A 14,871-nucleotide genomic window follows, 5' to 3' on the forward strand; every position below is an offset into this window, starting at 1 on the left:
CAGCCTGGCCTGGTCGCAAGCGGGAGCGGGCTCAATCCGTCGGCGCGGCGCGCGCCATCAGCGCGTCCATGTCGATGAAATGGCCGGCGCGGTCGCGCTTCGAGGCGAGATAGCGGACGTTATGCGCGTTCGGGCGCCCGAGCACGCGCTGGGTCGCGGCGACTTCCAGCCCGGCGGCCTCGATCGCGCCGATCTTCTGCGGATTGTTGGTCAGGGCCACCACGCTGGAAACGCCGAGCTGCTTCAGCATGGTCGCGGCGAAGTCGAAATGGCGCTGGTCGAGATCGAAGCCGAGAACCTCGTCGGCGTCATAGGTGTCCCAGCCCTGGCTCTGCAGCTTGTAGGCGCGCATCTTGTTGGAGATGCCGTTGCCGCGGCCTTCCTGGTCGAGATAGAGCAGGATGCCGCCCTCGTTCTCGGCCATCCACTGCACGGTCTCGCGAAGCTGGTCGCCGCAATCGCATTTCAGCGAGCCAAACAGGTCTCCGGTCAGGCAGGCCGAGTGCAGACGCACCGGCACGGCCGACGAAAGGTCAGGCTTGCCGACGATGATCGCGACCTGATCGCGCAGGCCCTCGCCGCCGCGGAAGACGACGAATTCGGTGTCGGGCGCGCCTTCGAGCGGCACCGGCGCGCGGCCGACGATCTTCAGCGTCGCGGCCTGCTCGGCGCGGTAGCCGTTGACAGCGGCGATCCCGACCTCGACGAGCGGCTCGCCGGCGATGGCCTCGGTGCTCACCGGCACGAGGATCACGGCTGGCAGCACGAGCGACAGGCGGGCCAGTTCCAGCGCGGCCTCGTCGAGAGCGGATGCCGGGGCAATCGGCGCATCCATGCGACCGTCGATCTTGAGCGCGAGCGTCTCGATGCGGCCGGTATCGATGGTCGGCAATGCGAAGATGCCGGTCTCCAGGCGACCCTTGGCGCCGAGGCGGCGCAGGCGTGCGGCGCTCAGCACGAGATGGCCGCGGCCCTGCGCCAACCTGTCGAAGCGGCGGGCGAGTTCTTCGTCGGCGAGCTCGGCGGAAAGGATCAGCCCCAGCTTCTCGCCAGCGCGTAGCAGAACGGGGCGGCCGGCGCGAAACTCGGCAATCGCCCGCTCGACCTTCACAAGATTCGTCTGGAGGGATGGGCCGAAGAGCGTACGCGACTCAGGCATCGAAAAGTCCGTCAGATTGGGCCGTCGACCGGCCGAGGGGCATCCAGGGCGCCATCGGGTATCGATATAGGGCCTTGCAGTGCACTCTGCCAGCAACGTGGCCGGGACAGTGCGGGTTCCACGATCAAAACCACGTCAGATGGCGTCCCTCGGCAAGCAAAAACGGGAACTTCCGGAGCGTATCGCCGTCCTATGGGCGCAAACGCTTGAACGTGAGATGAATATCGTTCCGGCGGCACGAGAGGAGGCTTTCCGATGCAAGGCGAGATGCGGGCAGCCCGCGGCTACAGCCCAGTTGCCCGGACGCTGCACTGGATCACGGTTGCCGCGGTCTTCACGATGATCCCGGTCGGGCTCACCATGAGCTATCGCGGCAATGTGCTGGATATCTGGGATGGGCTGACGAACGGGCTCTACAGCGCGCACAAGCTCCTCGGCTTCCTGCTGCTCTGGCTGATGGTCGGCCGACTAGCCTATCGCCTGCTGCATGGCACGCCGCCGGACGAGCCGACATTGGCCTGGTGGGAGAAGGTGGCCTCGCATCTGGTGCATTGGCTGCTTTACGGCCTGCTCATCGTCGTGCCGCTGCTCGGCTGGATCGGGGTTTCGCTGTTTCCGGCGTTGACGATCTTCGACCTGTTCGACCTGCCGGCGCTGGCGAAGCCCAACGAGGAGGCGGCCAAGCGCGTGCTCGCCATCCATGGCAAGCTTGCGCTGGCGACGGGGGGGCTAGCGCTGGCTCATATTGGCGCCGCGCTGCATCACTACCTGATCATCAAGGATGGCGTGATGCGGCGGATGCTGCCCTGGGTGAAATAGAAAAACCGACGTCATTGCGAGAAGCGAAGCGGCGAAGCAATCCAGGGGGACTGGGTTGAACGGTTCGACCCAGTCCCCCTGGATTGCTTCGCTGCGCTCGCAATGACGGCAAGGCCGAGCGCCCCATTATCAGATCGGCCGGGCCCAGAGATCCTGATGGCCGATCATGGCCGACCGGGCTTCGCGCCGCGCCGCAAGCCAGTCCGCGATCGCCTTCGGATCGAGGCGACCGGTCTCGCCGACCGCCGTGGCGATGCCTTCCGCCAAGGCTTCCTGCAAGGGCCGGTGCTTCGCATCGAGCAGCCAATTGCTGTCGCCACTCGAAACCGCGAAGCCCGACTTGCGGAAGGCCTCCGTCATGATCTCGCATGCGTCCGGACCGGCTGCCGGGCCAAAGCCCTTGTCGCGATGCTGGTGGTCGGTGAAGGCGGCATGGATGCCGGCATCGGCCGGGTGCTCGGGCTGCCAGGTTTCGCGACCGTCATGGGTCAAGACGGCGTAGAGCGGCAGGTGCTGGCTGGCCAGCGCGGCAACGAAGCGCTCGATCCAGCGCTTCGAGGCGAGATCGAAAAGCGCCGCGGCGGTGACGAGATCGGGCTGCCAGCCCAGCACCCATTCGAGATCCTTGTTCAGATCGATCTTCCGGGTATCGACGGTGATCGTCTTGCCGTCCTTGGCGAGCACGAGCTCCTCGCCCTGCTCGCGCGATTCGTCGGCCCAGTTCGCGAGACGCTCCCGGGCGAAGGCGAGAAGCGCGGCGTCGTGGTCCACGAGCGTCCAGTGCTGGCGGTCGGGCAGGGCAGCGTAGGTGGCACGCAGGTTGGAGCCGGCGCCGCAGCCGAGATCGAGCACCGAGAGCGAGGCCTTGTCGGCAAAATGGCCGCCGACGGCGGCGAGAACCTGCGGGTTGCGCGCCGCATGGTCCGCCGGCTCGCGCAAGGCAAGCCATTCCGGAGAGAAACCAGCCATCACCCCACCTTTCGGCCGCCGTCGCGCAGGCAGGCCTGTGCGACGATGCGCGCGGTCTCGCTCCAGCGCGGCAGATTGCCGGCTGCGGCCCACGCGGCATCGGCACGCTGCCGACGCTCTGCCGGCGCATCAATCAGTCTCGCTAGCGCCTTGGCAAGTGCCGCCGCGTCGCGGGGGGGCACCTTGAGGGAGGCGGCATCGGGCAGGGCCTCGGCCCCGGCGCCGCTCAGCGTGGTGACGATCGGCAGGCCGCGCGCCAGCGCCTCGGTCAGCACCATGCCGTAACCCTCGTAGAGCGATGACATCACGAAAAGATCCGCTTCGTCATAGAGCTGGGCGAGCCTGTCGGTCCCGACGCCTCCAGTCAGCACAATGCGATCCGCCAACCCTGCGCGAGCGATAACGTCCTGCAATTCCGCAGCCGTTGCCGGAGCATGATCGGGCGAGCCGGCGATGGCCAGGGTCCAGGGGCGGTCGGCGATGGCGGCCAGCGCCTCGACAAGGACGCCATAGCCCTTGCGGGGGATGAGCGAACCGACTGCGAGCAATTGCAATGTCTCGCCACGTTCGGAACCCTTTGCACGCGGTGCCGGGTCGGTGCCGGGGATAGCGACGGCGATCTTGTCGGCCGGGGCGCCGAATTCGGCTTCCAGAGTCAGCTTGGTCGCGGGGCTGGTCACCGCGATGGCGTGCGCGTGGCGAAGCGCCGAAGTTTCACTTCGTCGCAGCGCCTCGGCCGCCTCCGGGCTATGCCCCGTCTCCAGCGCCAGCGGGTGATGTACCAGCGCGACGCTTCGATCCGCGAAGCGTGCCGCGAGCGCTTCCGGGAAGGCGCCATAGGCGAGGCCGTCGACGAGCAGGACGTCATCGGGGGCGGTCGCTGCGAGCAGCCGTTCCGTCGCCACGAGATCGGCTTTGGTCGGGAAGGGGAAGGAGCCGGGCAGGGCGAGGTGCCGGGCCGCGATGCCGGCCTCGCCCCATTCGCGCAGGAGGCGCCGGTCGTAGCCGTAGCCGCCGGTGGGCGCGTCGATATCGCCGGGGATGGCGAAGACGATGCCGCTCACGCGAGCGCGCCCTCGTAGCTGGCGCGGGCAAGGTCGGTCTCGTGCAGGGTCACGCGAATCCTGCTCAGCCCTGCGCCGTCGGCACCGAGCACGCCCGATTTCGCCGCGGCCGCCATGGCATCGAAGATGTGCTTGCAGAGGAATTCGGTGGTGGTCAGAACGCCCGCGAATTGCGGGAGGGCGTCGAGATTCTGGTATTTCAGCGGCTTCAGCGTCTCGGCGAGCGTGTCGAGCGCGGCGCCGATATCGACGACGACGTTCTGCTTGTTCAGCGTCTCGCGGAAGAAGGCGACATCGACCACGAAGGTGGCGCCGTGCATGTTCTGCGCCGGACCGAAGAAGGGATCGGGCAGCGAGTGGCCGATCATGATGCGGTCGCGGACTTCGACGGAAAACATGCGATCTCCCGGGGATGGGTTGGCAGTGCGGCCCGGTCAGGGCTGCGTTTCATAGCAAATCGCGGCGGTCAGGCCAGAGGCGCCCGGAGCGAGCAGGCCGGGCAGGCGTTGGGCCAAGTCGCGGAAGGCGATCTCGTTGGTGATCAGCGAATCGAGCCGGTCGTCGGCGAGCAGTGCCATCGCGGCCTGCGCCCGGCGGGCATAGTCCCAGCGTGCGCGCCGCGAAGCCGAGACCAGGCCGACCTGCGAGGAGATGAGCTGCAGACGGCGCGCATGGAAGGCGCCGCCGAGCGCGGCGGGAACGGCGCCTTCGCCGTACCAGCTCAGTTCGACGATCCGTGCCTCGGTGCCGGCGGAAGCGATCGCAGTGGCGAGGCCCGCCGCCGTAGCGCTGGCGTGGAAGACGATGTCGGCGTCGCGCGGAGCGGCATCGGGCAGGGCGAAGCGGAAGCCCAGCTTGGCGGCGAGCGCAGCGCGACTTGGCTCGACATCGACGAGAGTGACCTCGGCTCCCGGCAGCCGGGCCGCCAGCCAGGCGACGAGCAGGCCGAGAACGCCGCCGCCGACGATCACGATCCTGTCAGCGGGGCCGGAGCCGGCGTCCCAATGGGCGTTGAGCGCGGTCTCCATATTCGCGGCAAGGATAGCGCGCCGGGCCGGCACTGTGTCCGGCACCGGGACAAGGCGGCTGCGTGGCGCAACGAAGCGGTCCTGATGCGGGTGCAGGCAGAAGGCAATGCGGCCGAACAGATCCTGCGGGCCGGCATCGACCCGGCCGACGGCGCAGTAGCCGTATTTGACGGGGAAGGGGAAAGCGCCCTCCTGAAAGGGCGCCCGCATGCGTTCATGCTCCGAAGCAGGAACGCGGCCCTCGCAGACCAGGCGCTCGGTGCCGCGGCTGACGCCGCTCCAGAGCGTCGTGAGCAGGCAATCGTCCGGCCCGAGGGTGGGCAGGGTGACTTCATTCAGGTTGCATTCACGGGGCGCTGTATACCAAAGCGCAAGAGCCTTGGTCCTTGCGTCAATCTGTGTTGCAGGCTTTAGCTCCCGCGCCATTCGCGTCCGATCCCGTCCCGCCCGAGCCTGTCTGCCTACCATGACAGAGACCGCCATGAACCAGCGTCCCGCTCCGACCACGTTCCGGCGGGCGACGCAAGAGGCAGGCCCGAGCGGCTTGACCCCGGCCGGGCTGCAGGCGGAAGCGGTGCTGCGCCGCAGGCGGTTCCTCGTCCTTGCCCTGAACCTCGTGACGCTCGCCCTGCTGCTCGCCGGGCTCGCTCGCGTGTTGAGTGCGGGCGGCTGGAGCGTTGCCGATGTCGCGATCTTCGTCGCGTTCCTGTTCGGGGCGCCCTGGACCGTGCTCGGTTTCTGGAATGCCGCCATCGGGTTCTGGCTCCTGCATGGCAAGGCGGATGGGCTTGCCGAGGTCGCACCCTTTGCCGGGGCGGGCGAGCAGGCGACGCCGCTGACCATGCGCACGGCCGTGCTGATGACCTTGCGCAACGAGGACCCGGCACGGGCCTTCCGTCGGCTCAAGGTCGTCAAGGACAGCCTCGATGCGACCGGCGAGGGCGTCTGGTTCGACTATTTCGTGCTGTCGGATACCAATGATCCGGTGGTTGCGGCCGCCGAGGAGAACTTGGCCGAGGCCCTGGCGCGCGAGATCGGCGAGCCGGCGCGGCTGACCTATCGCCGCCGCGACGACAATGCCGGGTTCAAGGCCGGCAATCTCCGCGATTTCTGCGAGCATTGGGGCGAGCGCTACGAATTGATGCTGCCGCTCGATGCCGACAGCGTCATGGCGGGCGAGACGATCCTCGGGATGGCCCGAATGATGCAGGCACATCCGAAGCTCGGAATCCTGCAAAGTCTCGTGGTTGGCATGCCCAGCCGTTCGGCCTTCGCCCGCATCTTCCAGTTCGGCATGCGCCACGGCATGCGGCCCTACACCATGGGCTCGGCCTGGTGGGGCGGCGATTGCGGACCGTTTTGGGGGCATAACGCGCTGGTGCGGATCGCGCCGTTCCGCGAGCACTGCCATCTGCCGGTGCTGCCGGGCGGTCCGCCGCTCGGTGGAGCGGTGATGAGCCATGACCAGGTCGAGGCGACCTTGATGCGGCGTGCCGGCTACGAGGTGCGCGTGCTGCCGGTCGAGGGCGGAAGCTGGGAAGAGAACCCGCCGACCATGCTCGATTTCGCCAAGCGCGACCTGCGCTGGTGCCTCGGCAACCTGCAATATCTTGGGCTGCTCGATCTCCCCGGCCTCAAGCCGATGAGCCGCTTCCAGCTGGTCTGGGCGATTCTGATGTTCCTCGGCCTGCCAGCCTGGACGCTGATGATCGCGCTGCTGCCGCTCAAGGTGTTCGAGGACCGGGCGATCGCGGACCACCCGGTCGTGCTCGCCGCCGGGCTCTATCTGCTGTTCCTGGCGATGTATCTCTCGCCGAAGCTCGCCGGCTTTGCCGACATCCTGCTGACGCAAGGCGGCGTCGAACGCTATGGAGGCAAGGCGCGGTTCCTCGTCTCGGCGGCGATCGAACTTGTCTTCTCCTTCCTGCAAGGCGCGGTTTCGAGCTTCCGGACGACGCTGTTCATGATCGGGCTCGCCTTCGGGCAGGCGAGGATCGGCTGGAACGGGCAGGCGCGCGATGCCCATGCCCTGTCCTTCGCGACGGCCTTCGCCGGGCTGTGGCCGCATCTGTTGTTCGGGGCTTATCTCTTTGCCACTTTGGGCGTGATGGCGCCGGCGGTGCTGGTCTGGTCGCTGCCCTTGACCGCGGGCTATGTGCTGGCGATCCCCTTCGCCATGCTGACGGCGGCGCCGGCTTGCGGCGCCTGGCTGGCGCGGCGCGGGCTCTGCGGCATCCCCGAGGATTTCGACCTGCCGCCCGTGCTCGCCGCGATCCGCGACGCGGAGGCAGCATGAACGCCGTCACCTACCCCAAGGGAACGGTGAAGGCGCTGTCGCGCTCCCTGCGCGTCTACCATGGCGACAAGCAGCGCCATGCGGCGATGGACAGGCTCTATGGGGCTTTCCTTTCGCCCGGCGATCTCGCCTTCGATATCGGCGCCCATGTCGGCGACCGGATTTCCTCCTTCCGGCGGCTGGGCGCGCGCGTGGTCGCGCTCGAGCCGCAGCCCGGCCCGGCCCGCGTCATCCGCCTGATCCACCGGCGCGACCCGCTGGTGGCATTGGTCGAGGCGGCCTGCGGGAACCACGAGGGCTCGATCGCGCTCCGGATCAATAGCCGGAACCCGACCGTCTCGACCGCCTCGGCCGCCTTCATCGGCGCCGCTTCCGGCGCCCGTGGCTGGGAAGGGCAGGTCTGGGACCATGAGATCACCGTGCCCTGCACGACACTCGACCGTTTGATCATGCGCTACGGCCTGCCGAAGCTGCTCAAGATCGATGTCGAAGGCTTCGAGGCGCATGTGCTGGCGGGGCTGACCAAGGCCGTGCCGGTAATCTCCTTCGAGTTCACCACGATCCAGCGCGAGGTCGCCGAGGCCTGCCTCGCCCTGCTGGAGACGCTCGGCCCTTATCGCTTCAATGTCGCGATCGGCGAGAGCCAGAGGCTCGAACTCGGCGAACCCGCAAGTGCCGAGGCGATGGGCGACTACCTGCGCAGCCTGCCGCATGAGGCCAATTCGGGCGATGTCTACGCCATTCTGACGGCTTGAGGACGCGGGAGACTTTTCACGAGAGCCATACCGTCATTGCGAGGAGCGTCAGCGACGAAGCAATCCAGGGGGCGGCAGAGCCCGACGCCCCCTGGATTGCTTCGCTGCGCTCGCAATGACGGTCACGGCGCGTGATTTTGCCCTCTCTCGCGCGATGCCTTCCCTCCATTGGAACGATGCTGCTTTTCGACCGTTGCCGGAGCACCTCAAGCGAGTCTCGTCGCGGCTGCCGCTGACTGACCCCGTTCCAGCCCCGGCCTGGTCAGCTGGCGTTCATCTGGCTGCGATCAGGCTGTTCCCGAAACGCCCATCAAGGATCGCCATGAATCGCTTTCTTCGCCTGCTCGCGGTTTCCATCGCTCTCCTCGCCGCGCAGACGGTTGCGCGGGCAGCAGGCGAGGTTGCCGTCGAGGTGAAGAACGAATCCGAGCCGGTGCTCTGCGCCGAGAAGGACAACGTCACGATCAAGGCGGTCTCGCCCGAGGTACGGCGCTTCCAGATCGAGGCAGCGCACCCGGCCTATGTCGCCGGGCTCGTGCGCGACAACTGGGATGCCGACTGGACGAATTGCGACATGAAGGGCGATCCGTCCTTCGCGCCGCCGACGCCGCCACGCCGCGTCACCTTCTACGAATCGATCGATTACTGGCTGGTCGGCTACACCTTCCCGAGCTTCTGGCGCCCGGCCGAGGCAACCTTCCGGGTCGGCGACCGGGTCGAGAAGGGGCTGCATCTCGTCCAGCTCTGGAAGCTCGGCAAGGACAAGTCCCATGAGGTGCTCGTCGTCTATCCGCAGGACGGCAACTGGCGCGCCCGGCCATTGCCGCCAGAGCATCTCGGCTTCTCCTCCTATGGTTCCTCCTTCCTGTTCGGGCCGATCGAGCAGGAGGGGCGCCCGGTGGTGAACATCAAGGAGATCGCGTTCGACCCGAAGACGCTGACCTTCAAGCTGAACTTCAAGGACGGCTCGTCCGGCAGCCTCAAGCTCGACAGCGTCGACGAGAACCGGATGGTGCTCGATGCCGTGCTCGACAAGCCGGTGACCGGGGGCAAGGGCTTCCTGGCGCTGCGCTCGATGTATGTCACCGAGTTCAACAACGACGTCGCCCGCATCGCGCTGCGCGAGCCCGGCGCCAAGGGCTGGCGCGAGGAGGCGCTGATGTCCTATCCCGGCGGCAGGGCGACCGATATCTGGATGGGGCGCACGACGCATTCGCGTCACAACACCTCCTCGCCCGACATGGTGTTCCGGCGCTTCTCCAGCGACCCGAACCCACCGCCGAAGCCATAGGGGGCGTCATTCTCGGGCTTGACCCGAGAATCTCATGATCAGGAAGGGCGTTGGTTTCCGAGATGCTCGGGTCAAGCCCGAGCATGACGCGAAACGTAGCCGTGGCGGAACGCATTGCCTCCCTGCCGCGTTTGGCCATGACGCGGCGGGCGCATCGGTTTAGCCTGCCGCGATCGATCGTGCCCAGCCTGCAGAGATTCCCAATGCCGCGTTTCGCCGCCAACCTGTCGATGATGTTCACCGAATGGGAATTCCTCGACCGCTTCAGGGCGGCCGCCGAGGCGGGGTTCGAGGCCGTCGAATTCCTGTTCCCCTATGAGCATGCGCCCGAGCAGGTCGGGCTTGCCTTGGCAGGGGGCAACCTCACCCAGGCGCTCTACAATCTGCCGCCCGGCGATTTCGCCAGGGGCGAGCGCGGCATCGCTTCGCTGGCGGGCCGCGAGGACGAGTTCCGGGCCTCGGTCGACACTGCGCTGTCCTATGTCCACGAGACCGGGGTCAAGCGCCTGCACATGATGGCGGGGCTCGCCGATCCCAACGATCCCGTCGCGCAGAAGACCTATCGGGCTTCGCTCGCCTATGCCGCCGACAAGCTCGGCGAGCAGGGCATCGACCTCCTGCTGGAGCCGATCAACGGCAAGGATATGCCCGGCTATTTCCTCAACGATTTCGACCAGGCGGCGGCCTATGTTCGCGAATCCGGTCGGCCGAATGTCCGACTGCAATTCGACATGTATCATTGCGAACTGATCCACGGTGACGTCTCGGCCAAGCTCAAGGCGCTTTATCCGCTCGTCGGCCATGTCCAGATCGCCTGCGCCAACGGCCGGCATGAGCCGGATGCGTCCCGGCCGGATTATCCGACGCTGTTCACCGAGCTCGACGGCCTCGGCTATGACGGCTTCGTCGGCTGCGAATACCGGCCCGAGGCCGGAACCCTCGAAGGGCTCGGCTGGTTCGCGCCCTGGCGAAAGCCGCTCTGATGCGCCCGCCCTCGATCTCCTATCCGGTTCTGGTCGCCGATATCGGCGGCACCAATTGTCGCCTGTCGCTGGTGAACGATCCGGAATGTGCGCACAAGCCGTTGGCGCGGATCGGCACGGGCAGCTATCCGACGGCCGAAGCGGCCTTTGCCGCCGTGCTCGCGGACGTGCCGGAGAAGCCGCGTTCGGCGATGCTCGCCGTTGCAGGCCCGCTCGAAGGGCGGCAGGCGCAACTGACCAATGCCGTCTGGCGTCTCGACGGGCCGCGGATCGCGGGCGCGCTCGGCCTCACCCAAGGCCTGATGATCAATGATTTCGAGGCGCTCTCGGCCTCGCTCGCGGTGCTGGCGCCGGGCGATCTCATGACATTGGTCGAAGGTGAGCCCGAGCCTGACGGCGTGAAGCTCGTGCTCGGGCCCGGCACCGGCTTTGGGGCGGCGGGGCTCCTGATGCGGGCTGAGCGCGGCGTGCTCATCCCGACGGAAGCCGGCCATATCGGCATCGGTCCGGAGGACCAGGCCGAGCAGCGGCTCTGGCCGGCGCTGAGCGAGGGCATCCCGCGCCTGACGGTCGAGCATCTCCTGAGCGGCGACGGGCTCGTGCGTTTGCACAAGGCGGTCGCCCGGACCTCCGGCATGCTGGAGGCCGAGGTCAGCGCGGCCGATGTCTCCCGCCTTGCGCATGACGGCGATCCGGCGGCGCTGATGGCCGTCGTCTGCTTCTGGCGCCTGCTGGCGCGTGTCGCAGGCGATCTCGCGCTCGTCTTCAAGGCGACGGGCGGCGTCTTCATTGCCGGGGGCATCGCGCCGCATCTCCTGCCGCTCGCGGACAAGGCGGCGATTCGCGCGGCCTTCGCCGACAAGCCGCCGATGCAGGACCTGACCGAGCGTTTCGCCCTGCATGTCATCACCGCGACGGATGCGGCCGAACAGGGGCTGGCGGCGATCGCCGCCAATCTCCATCGCTTCGGGCTCGACGATCCCAAGCGGCTGTGGTTTGGCTGAGCGGCCTTCTCACCACGTCGCACAGGTTCGCGTGCAGCCCATTCATTCGATCCAGGTCCTGCGCGCGCTTGCGGCCTTCATGGTCGCGATCCACCATGTCCAGCCGGATGCGGCCATCGTGGCGGATCGCGCGGGCTTGAGCTTTGCCCGCAGCGACCTGCTGCCGTGGATGGCGGGCGTCGACATCTTCTTCGTCGTTTCCGGATTCATCATGGTCCATGCCTCGCAGGACCTGTTCGGGCGTGACGACGCTTCGCGCCTGTTCCTGAAGCGCCGGCTGGCGCGGATCGTGCCGCTCTACTGGGCGATGACGACGCTGTTCCTGCTGGTCGGGCTCGCCGTTCCGGCTGCGCTCAACTCCGGTGCGCCGAATTTCCAGCAGATTCTCGGCTCCTACCTGTTCTGGCCAGTGGTCTCGACACAAGGGATGGTCCAGCCGGTCTATTCATTGGGCTGGACGCTGAACTACGAGATGTTGTTCTACGTCCTGTTCGCAGTCGGCCTGATGCTGCCGCGACGCTGGACTTTGCCGGCGATCGCGTTCGTGCTGGCGCTGTTGGTCGGGGTCGAAAGCCTGAAGGGGCCGTTGGGGCTGCCCTTCGGTTTCTGGGGCCAGCCGATCGTGCTCGAATTCGCGGCGGGGATGGGGATCGCCGTCCTCAGGCAGAAGGGCCTGCGGTTGCACGGGGCGCTGCGGATAGCTGTCGCTGCGGCGGGTGCCGCCTTATTGGTCGCTGCTGCCCAGATTCCGGGCGCGGATGGCGCCTGGAGCAGCGTGTTGTGGCGCGGCAGCGCCGCCGCGCTGCTGATGCTCGCTGCCGGCTGCGGACGCGAAGGCATCGTGCCGCTGCCGCCAGTCAAGGCTCTGGCCGCGGTCGGCGATGCCTCCTATGCGCTCTACCTCGTGCATCCTTTCGTGATCCGGGGGATGCGCGAGGTCTTGCTGCGGATCGGGCTGCACGCGCCGATGCTGTATGTCGGGTTCGCGCTCGCCGGTTCCGTGATCGCGGCGCTGCTGCTCTATCGCTTCTTCGAGAAGCCCGCGACACGTGTGGTCCGGCGCTGGATCGGGGGGTGAACCTGCGTCATGCTCGCCCTTGTGGCGAGCATCTGCGTCTTGAACACGGTCTTCGACCAGCGAAGACGTGGATGGTCGGGACAAGCCCGACCATGACGGGAAGGGCAGTGCGCGTCGTCAGCCGCGCGGTGTCTGTCAGCTCAGTTTCATGCCCTTGAGCGACTGGCCGACCACGCCTCCATCCTTGCGGCGCTGGGCGCGCTTCGACTTGATCGTCTCGACATGCTCGGGCTGCGGGAAATAGCCGCGCTCCATGACCTCCAGAGAGTACTCCTCATAGGTCAGGCCGAGCGCCCCGGCTTTTTCCTGGCGTCTCAGCGCCACCTCGCGCGGCTTCTTCCAGGCCTTGCGATGGGCGAAGCGCCAGTCGAAATAGCGGCCGATCTGGCCCGAGCCGGTGCCGGAGCGACGCTTGCGCTCCTTCAGCGGCGGGCCGCCATTATGGCCGATCCCGATCGGGCGTTCGCTGGGCATCGCTCTTGGACTCATCAGGCCTCGATCCCGATCACGATAAGGGGCTGGGAAGAGCTGGCAAGGGTCGTGCCATGGCATGCGGGCGTGACAGCGCGACGGCGGCGGTCTATCCCGCAGGCCGAACACAGGACGGATCATGGCCCCTTTGCTGCATTTGCGCGACGTCGCGCTCACCTTTGGCGGACAGCCCTTGCTCGAAGCCGCAGAGATCGCGGTTTCGGCCGGCGAGCGCGTCTGCCTCGTCGGCCGCAACGGCTCGGGCAAGTCGACGCTGCTCAAGATCGCGGCGGGGATCGTCGAACCGGATCAGGCCGAGCGCTTCGTCCAGCCGGGTGCGACCATCCGCTACCTGCCGCAGGAGCCGGATTTCACAGGCTTCGACACTGCGCTCGCCTATGTCGAGGCTGGCTTGGGCCCGGGCGACGACGCCTATCGCGCACAATACCTGCTGACCGAGCTCGGCCTGACTGGGCAGGAGAACCCGGCCTCGATGTCGGGTGGTGAGGGCCGTCGCGCCGCGCTCGCGCGGGTTCTGGCGCCGGAGCCCGATATCCTGCTGCTGGACGAGCCGACCAACCATCTCGACCTGCCCGTCATCGAATGGCTGGAGCAGGAATTGAAGTCGTTGCGCTCGGCCATGGTGCTGATCAGCCACGACCGGCGCTTCCTGACCTCGCTCTCGCGCGCGACGATCTGGCTCGACCGCGGCGTGACCCGGCGGGCCGAGCGGGGGTTCGGCGAGTTCGAAGCCTGGCGCGACGAGGTTCTGGCGCAGGAGGAGCTCGACCGCCACAAGCTCGATCGCAAGATCGCCCGCGAGGAGGACTGGCTGCGCTATGGCGTCAGCGCCCGGCGCACCCGCAACCAGCGCCGGCTCGGCGAGCTGCATGCATTGCGCGACCAGCGTCGCACGGCCCGCGCGGCGCAAGGCAATGTCCGGCTGGAGGCGAGCGAGGCGCAGGCTTCCGGCAAACTCGTGATCGAGGCGATCGACGTCGCCAAGGCCTATGGCGACAACACCATCGTCAAGAACCTGTCGCTGCGCGTCGCGCGTGGCGACCGGATCGGCATCGTGGGGCCGAACGGCGCTGGCAAGACCACGCTGATCAACCTGCTGACCGGAGCGCTTGTGCCCGATTCCGGCAAGGTGAAGCTCGGCACGGCATTGGAGATGGTGACGCTCGACCAGCGCCGCGAAAGCCTCGATCCGGAAACGCCGCTCGGCGACGCCCTGACCGGCGGCGGCTCGGACCAGGTCATGGTCGGCGGCCAGCCGCGCCATGTCATCTCCTATATGAAGGACTTCCTGTTCCAGCCGATCCAGCGTGGCACGCCGGTCGGCGCGCTTTCGGGCGGCGAGCGCGGGCGGCTGATGCTGGCGCGTGCGCTGGCCAAGCCCTCCAACCTGCTGGTGCTGGACGAGCCGACCAACGATCTCGACCTCGAGACGCTCGACCTGCTGCAGGAACTGCTCGCCGACTACCAGGGCACGGTGTTGCTGGTCAGCCATGATCGCGACTTCATCGATCGCGTCGTCTCTTCCGTGCTGATCTCGGACGGCGATGGCGTCTGGACCGAATTTGCCGGCGGCTATTCCGACATGCTGGCGCAGCGCGGCCGGGGTGTCGGGGCCAAGGCGCGGCCCGTCGAGAAGGCGGCGCCCGCTGCGTCCAAGGCTGCTGCTGCGGCGCCGGCCGCATCCGCTTCAAAGCGCAAGCTCTCCTTCAACGAGAAGCACGCGCTGGAGACACTGCCGAAGAAGATCGAGGCGCTGCAGGCCGAGGCCGCGAAGCTCAATACCGCCGTGGCGGGCGATCTCTACACGCGCGATCCGAAGCTCTTCGCCAAGGCGACGACGCGGCTGGAAGAGGTCGCGCGTGAGATCGGCGAGGCCGAGGAGCGCTGGCTGGAGCTGGAGATGCTGCGCGAAGAAATTGGGGCGTGATCTCAC

General features: G+C 67.4%; 14 protein-coding genes. 8 read left to right on the forward strand and 6 right to left on the reverse strand.

Annotated features, from left to right (window positions below):
- Window positions 1-31: 31 nt before the first annotated feature.
- Entirely contained in the window at window positions 32-1,159 is a 1,128-nt protein-coding gene (ribA, locus tag Q0Q02_RS00970; RefSeq protein ID WP_293806174.1) for a GTP cyclohydrolase II RibA, read from the reverse strand.
- A gap of 255 nt (window positions 1,160-1,414) precedes the next feature.
- On the opposite strand from ribA, the gene Q0Q02_RS00975 reads away from it, so the two are divergent.
- A complete protein-coding gene (locus Q0Q02_RS00975) occupies window positions 1,415-1,978 on the forward strand; it encodes a cytochrome b/b6 domain-containing protein (RefSeq protein WP_293806175.1) in 564 nt (187 codons plus the stop codon).
- Window positions 1,979-2,107: 129 nt separating this feature from the next.
- Here Q0Q02_RS00975 and Q0Q02_RS00980 read toward each other — a convergent pair whose 3' ends face one another.
- The 4 genes from Q0Q02_RS00980 to Q0Q02_RS00995 are packed head-to-tail and all read right to left on the reverse strand — an operon-like array spanning window position 2,108 to window position 5,249.
- On the reverse strand, window positions 2,108-2,947 hold the full coding sequence (locus Q0Q02_RS00980) for a class I SAM-dependent methyltransferase (RefSeq protein ID WP_293806176.1): 840 nt from the start codon (window positions 2,945-2,947) through the stop codon (window positions 2,108-2,110).
- On the reverse strand, window positions 2,947-4,011 hold the full coding sequence (locus Q0Q02_RS00985; RefSeq protein WP_293806177.1) for a glycosyltransferase family 4 protein: 1,065 nt from the start codon (window positions 4,009-4,011) through the stop codon (window positions 2,947-2,949). The genes Q0Q02_RS00980 and Q0Q02_RS00985 overlap by 1 nt, the downstream gene beginning before the upstream one ends.
- Window positions 4,008-4,409, reverse strand: a complete 402-nt coding sequence (locus Q0Q02_RS00990; RefSeq protein WP_293806178.1) for a 6-carboxytetrahydropterin synthase — start codon at window positions 4,407-4,409, stop codon at window positions 4,008-4,010. Before Q0Q02_RS00990 ends, Q0Q02_RS00985 begins: the two co-directional genes overlap by 4 nt.
- A 36-nt stretch (window positions 4,410-4,445) precedes the next feature.
- Entirely contained in the window at window positions 4,446-5,249 is an 804-nt protein-coding gene (locus Q0Q02_RS00995) for a zinc-binding alcohol dehydrogenase (RefSeq protein WP_367275005.1), read from the reverse strand.
- A 271-nt stretch (window positions 5,250-5,520) separates the two neighbouring features.
- Here Q0Q02_RS00995 and mdoH point away from each other — a divergent pair, with 271 nt between their 5' ends.
- The 6 genes from mdoH to Q0Q02_RS01025 all read left to right on the forward strand — a co-directional run bounded on the left by mdoH (window position 5,521) and on the right by Q0Q02_RS01025 (window position 12,446).
- Window positions 5,521-7,335, forward strand: coding sequence for a glucans biosynthesis glucosyltransferase MdoH (gene mdoH / locus Q0Q02_RS01000; protein WP_293806180.1), 1,815 nt, complete (start codon window positions 5,521-5,523; stop codon window positions 7,333-7,335).
- A complete protein-coding gene (locus Q0Q02_RS01005) occupies window positions 7,332-8,090 on the forward strand; it encodes an FkbM family methyltransferase (protein ID WP_293806181.1) in 759 nt (252 codons plus the stop codon). The genes mdoH and Q0Q02_RS01005 overlap by 4 nt, the downstream gene beginning before the upstream one ends.
- Window positions 8,091-8,412: 322 nt before the next feature.
- Window positions 8,413-9,381 (forward strand): hypothetical protein, encoded by a 969-nt coding sequence (locus Q0Q02_RS01010; RefSeq protein ID WP_293806182.1) that lies wholly within the window; start codon window positions 8,413-8,415, stop codon window positions 9,379-9,381.
- A 203-nt stretch (window positions 9,382-9,584) separates the two neighbouring features.
- The gene (gene otnI, locus Q0Q02_RS01015; RefSeq protein WP_293806183.1) at window positions 9,585-10,364 is read left to right on the forward strand and encodes a 2-oxo-tetronate isomerase; all 780 of its coding nucleotides are present in this window, start codon (window positions 9,585-9,587) and stop codon (window positions 10,362-10,364) included.
- On the forward strand, window positions 10,364-11,368 hold the full coding sequence (locus Q0Q02_RS01020) for a glucokinase (RefSeq protein ID WP_293806184.1): 1,005 nt from the start codon (window positions 10,364-10,366) through the stop codon (window positions 11,366-11,368). The genes otnI and Q0Q02_RS01020 overlap by 1 nt, the downstream gene beginning before the upstream one ends.
- 31 nt (window positions 11,369-11,399) lie before the next feature.
- A complete protein-coding gene (locus Q0Q02_RS01025) occupies window positions 11,400-12,446 on the forward strand; it encodes an acyltransferase (RefSeq protein WP_293806185.1) in 1,047 nt (348 codons plus the stop codon).
- Window positions 12,447-12,581: 135 nt separating this feature from the next.
- Here the strand turns inward: Q0Q02_RS01025 and Q0Q02_RS01030 are convergent, their stop codons facing one another.
- Entirely contained in the window at window positions 12,582-12,920 is a 339-nt protein-coding gene (locus Q0Q02_RS01030) for a hypothetical protein (protein WP_293806186.1), read from the reverse strand.
- Window positions 12,921-13,056: 136 nt separating this feature from the next.
- On the opposite strand from Q0Q02_RS01030, the gene Q0Q02_RS01035 reads away from it, so the two are divergent.
- Window positions 13,057-14,865 carry an ATP-binding cassette domain-containing protein gene (locus Q0Q02_RS01035; protein WP_293806187.1) on the forward strand — a complete coding sequence of 603 codons (1,809 nt, stop codon included), beginning with the start codon at window positions 13,057-13,059 and terminating at the stop codon, window positions 14,863-14,865.
- Window positions 14,866-14,871 lie beyond the last annotated feature (6 nt).

This window comes from uncultured Allobosea sp., from assembly GCF_945956895.1.
Lineage (GTDB): Bacteria > Pseudomonadota > Alphaproteobacteria > Rhizobiales > Beijerinckiaceae > Allobosea.

What these genes read in the sequence shown, in the direction of transcription:
- Q0Q02_RS01005 (WP_293806181.1), top strand. Translation starts at nt 7,332, where the DNA reads ATGAACGCCGTCACCTACCCCAAGGGAACGGTGAAGGCGCTGTCGCGC.
- Q0Q02_RS01030 (WP_293806186.1), bottom strand. Translation starts at nt 12,920, where the DNA reads ATGCCCAGCGAACGCCCGATCGGGATCGGCCATAATGGCGGCCCGCCG.
- Q0Q02_RS01035 (WP_293806187.1), top strand. Translation starts at nt 13,057, where the DNA reads ATGGCCCCTTTGCTGCATTTGCGCGACGTCGCGCTCACCTTTGGCGGA.
- Q0Q02_RS00990 (WP_293806178.1), bottom strand. Translation starts at nt 4,409, where the DNA reads ATGTTTTCCGTCGAAGTCCGCGACCGCATCATGATCGGCCACTCGCTG.
- mdoH (WP_293806180.1), top strand. Translation starts at nt 5,521, where the DNA reads ATGAACCAGCGTCCCGCTCCGACCACGTTCCGGCGGGCGACGCAAGAG.
- Q0Q02_RS00980 (WP_293806176.1), bottom strand. Translation starts at nt 2,947, where the DNA reads ATGGCTGGTTTCTCTCCGGAATGGCTTGCCTTGCGCGAGCCGGCGGAC.
- Q0Q02_RS01010 (WP_293806182.1), top strand. Translation starts at nt 8,413, where the DNA reads ATGAATCGCTTTCTTCGCCTGCTCGCGGTTTCCATCGCTCTCCTCGCC.
- Q0Q02_RS00995 (WP_367275005.1), bottom strand. Translation starts at nt 5,249, where the DNA reads ATGCGGGCGCCCTTTCAGGAGGGCGCTTTCCCCTTCCCCGTCAAATAC.
- Q0Q02_RS01020 (WP_293806184.1), top strand. Translation starts at nt 10,364, where the DNA reads ATGCGCCCGCCCTCGATCTCCTATCCGGTTCTGGTCGCCGATATCGGC.
- otnI (WP_293806183.1), top strand. Translation starts at nt 9,585, where the DNA reads ATGCCGCGTTTCGCCGCCAACCTGTCGATGATGTTCACCGAATGGGAA.
- ribA (WP_293806174.1), bottom strand. Translation starts at nt 1,159, where the DNA reads ATGCCTGAGTCGCGTACGCTCTTCGGCCCATCCCTCCAGACGAATCTT.
- Q0Q02_RS00975 (WP_293806175.1), top strand. Translation starts at nt 1,415, where the DNA reads ATGCAAGGCGAGATGCGGGCAGCCCGCGGCTACAGCCCAGTTGCCCGG.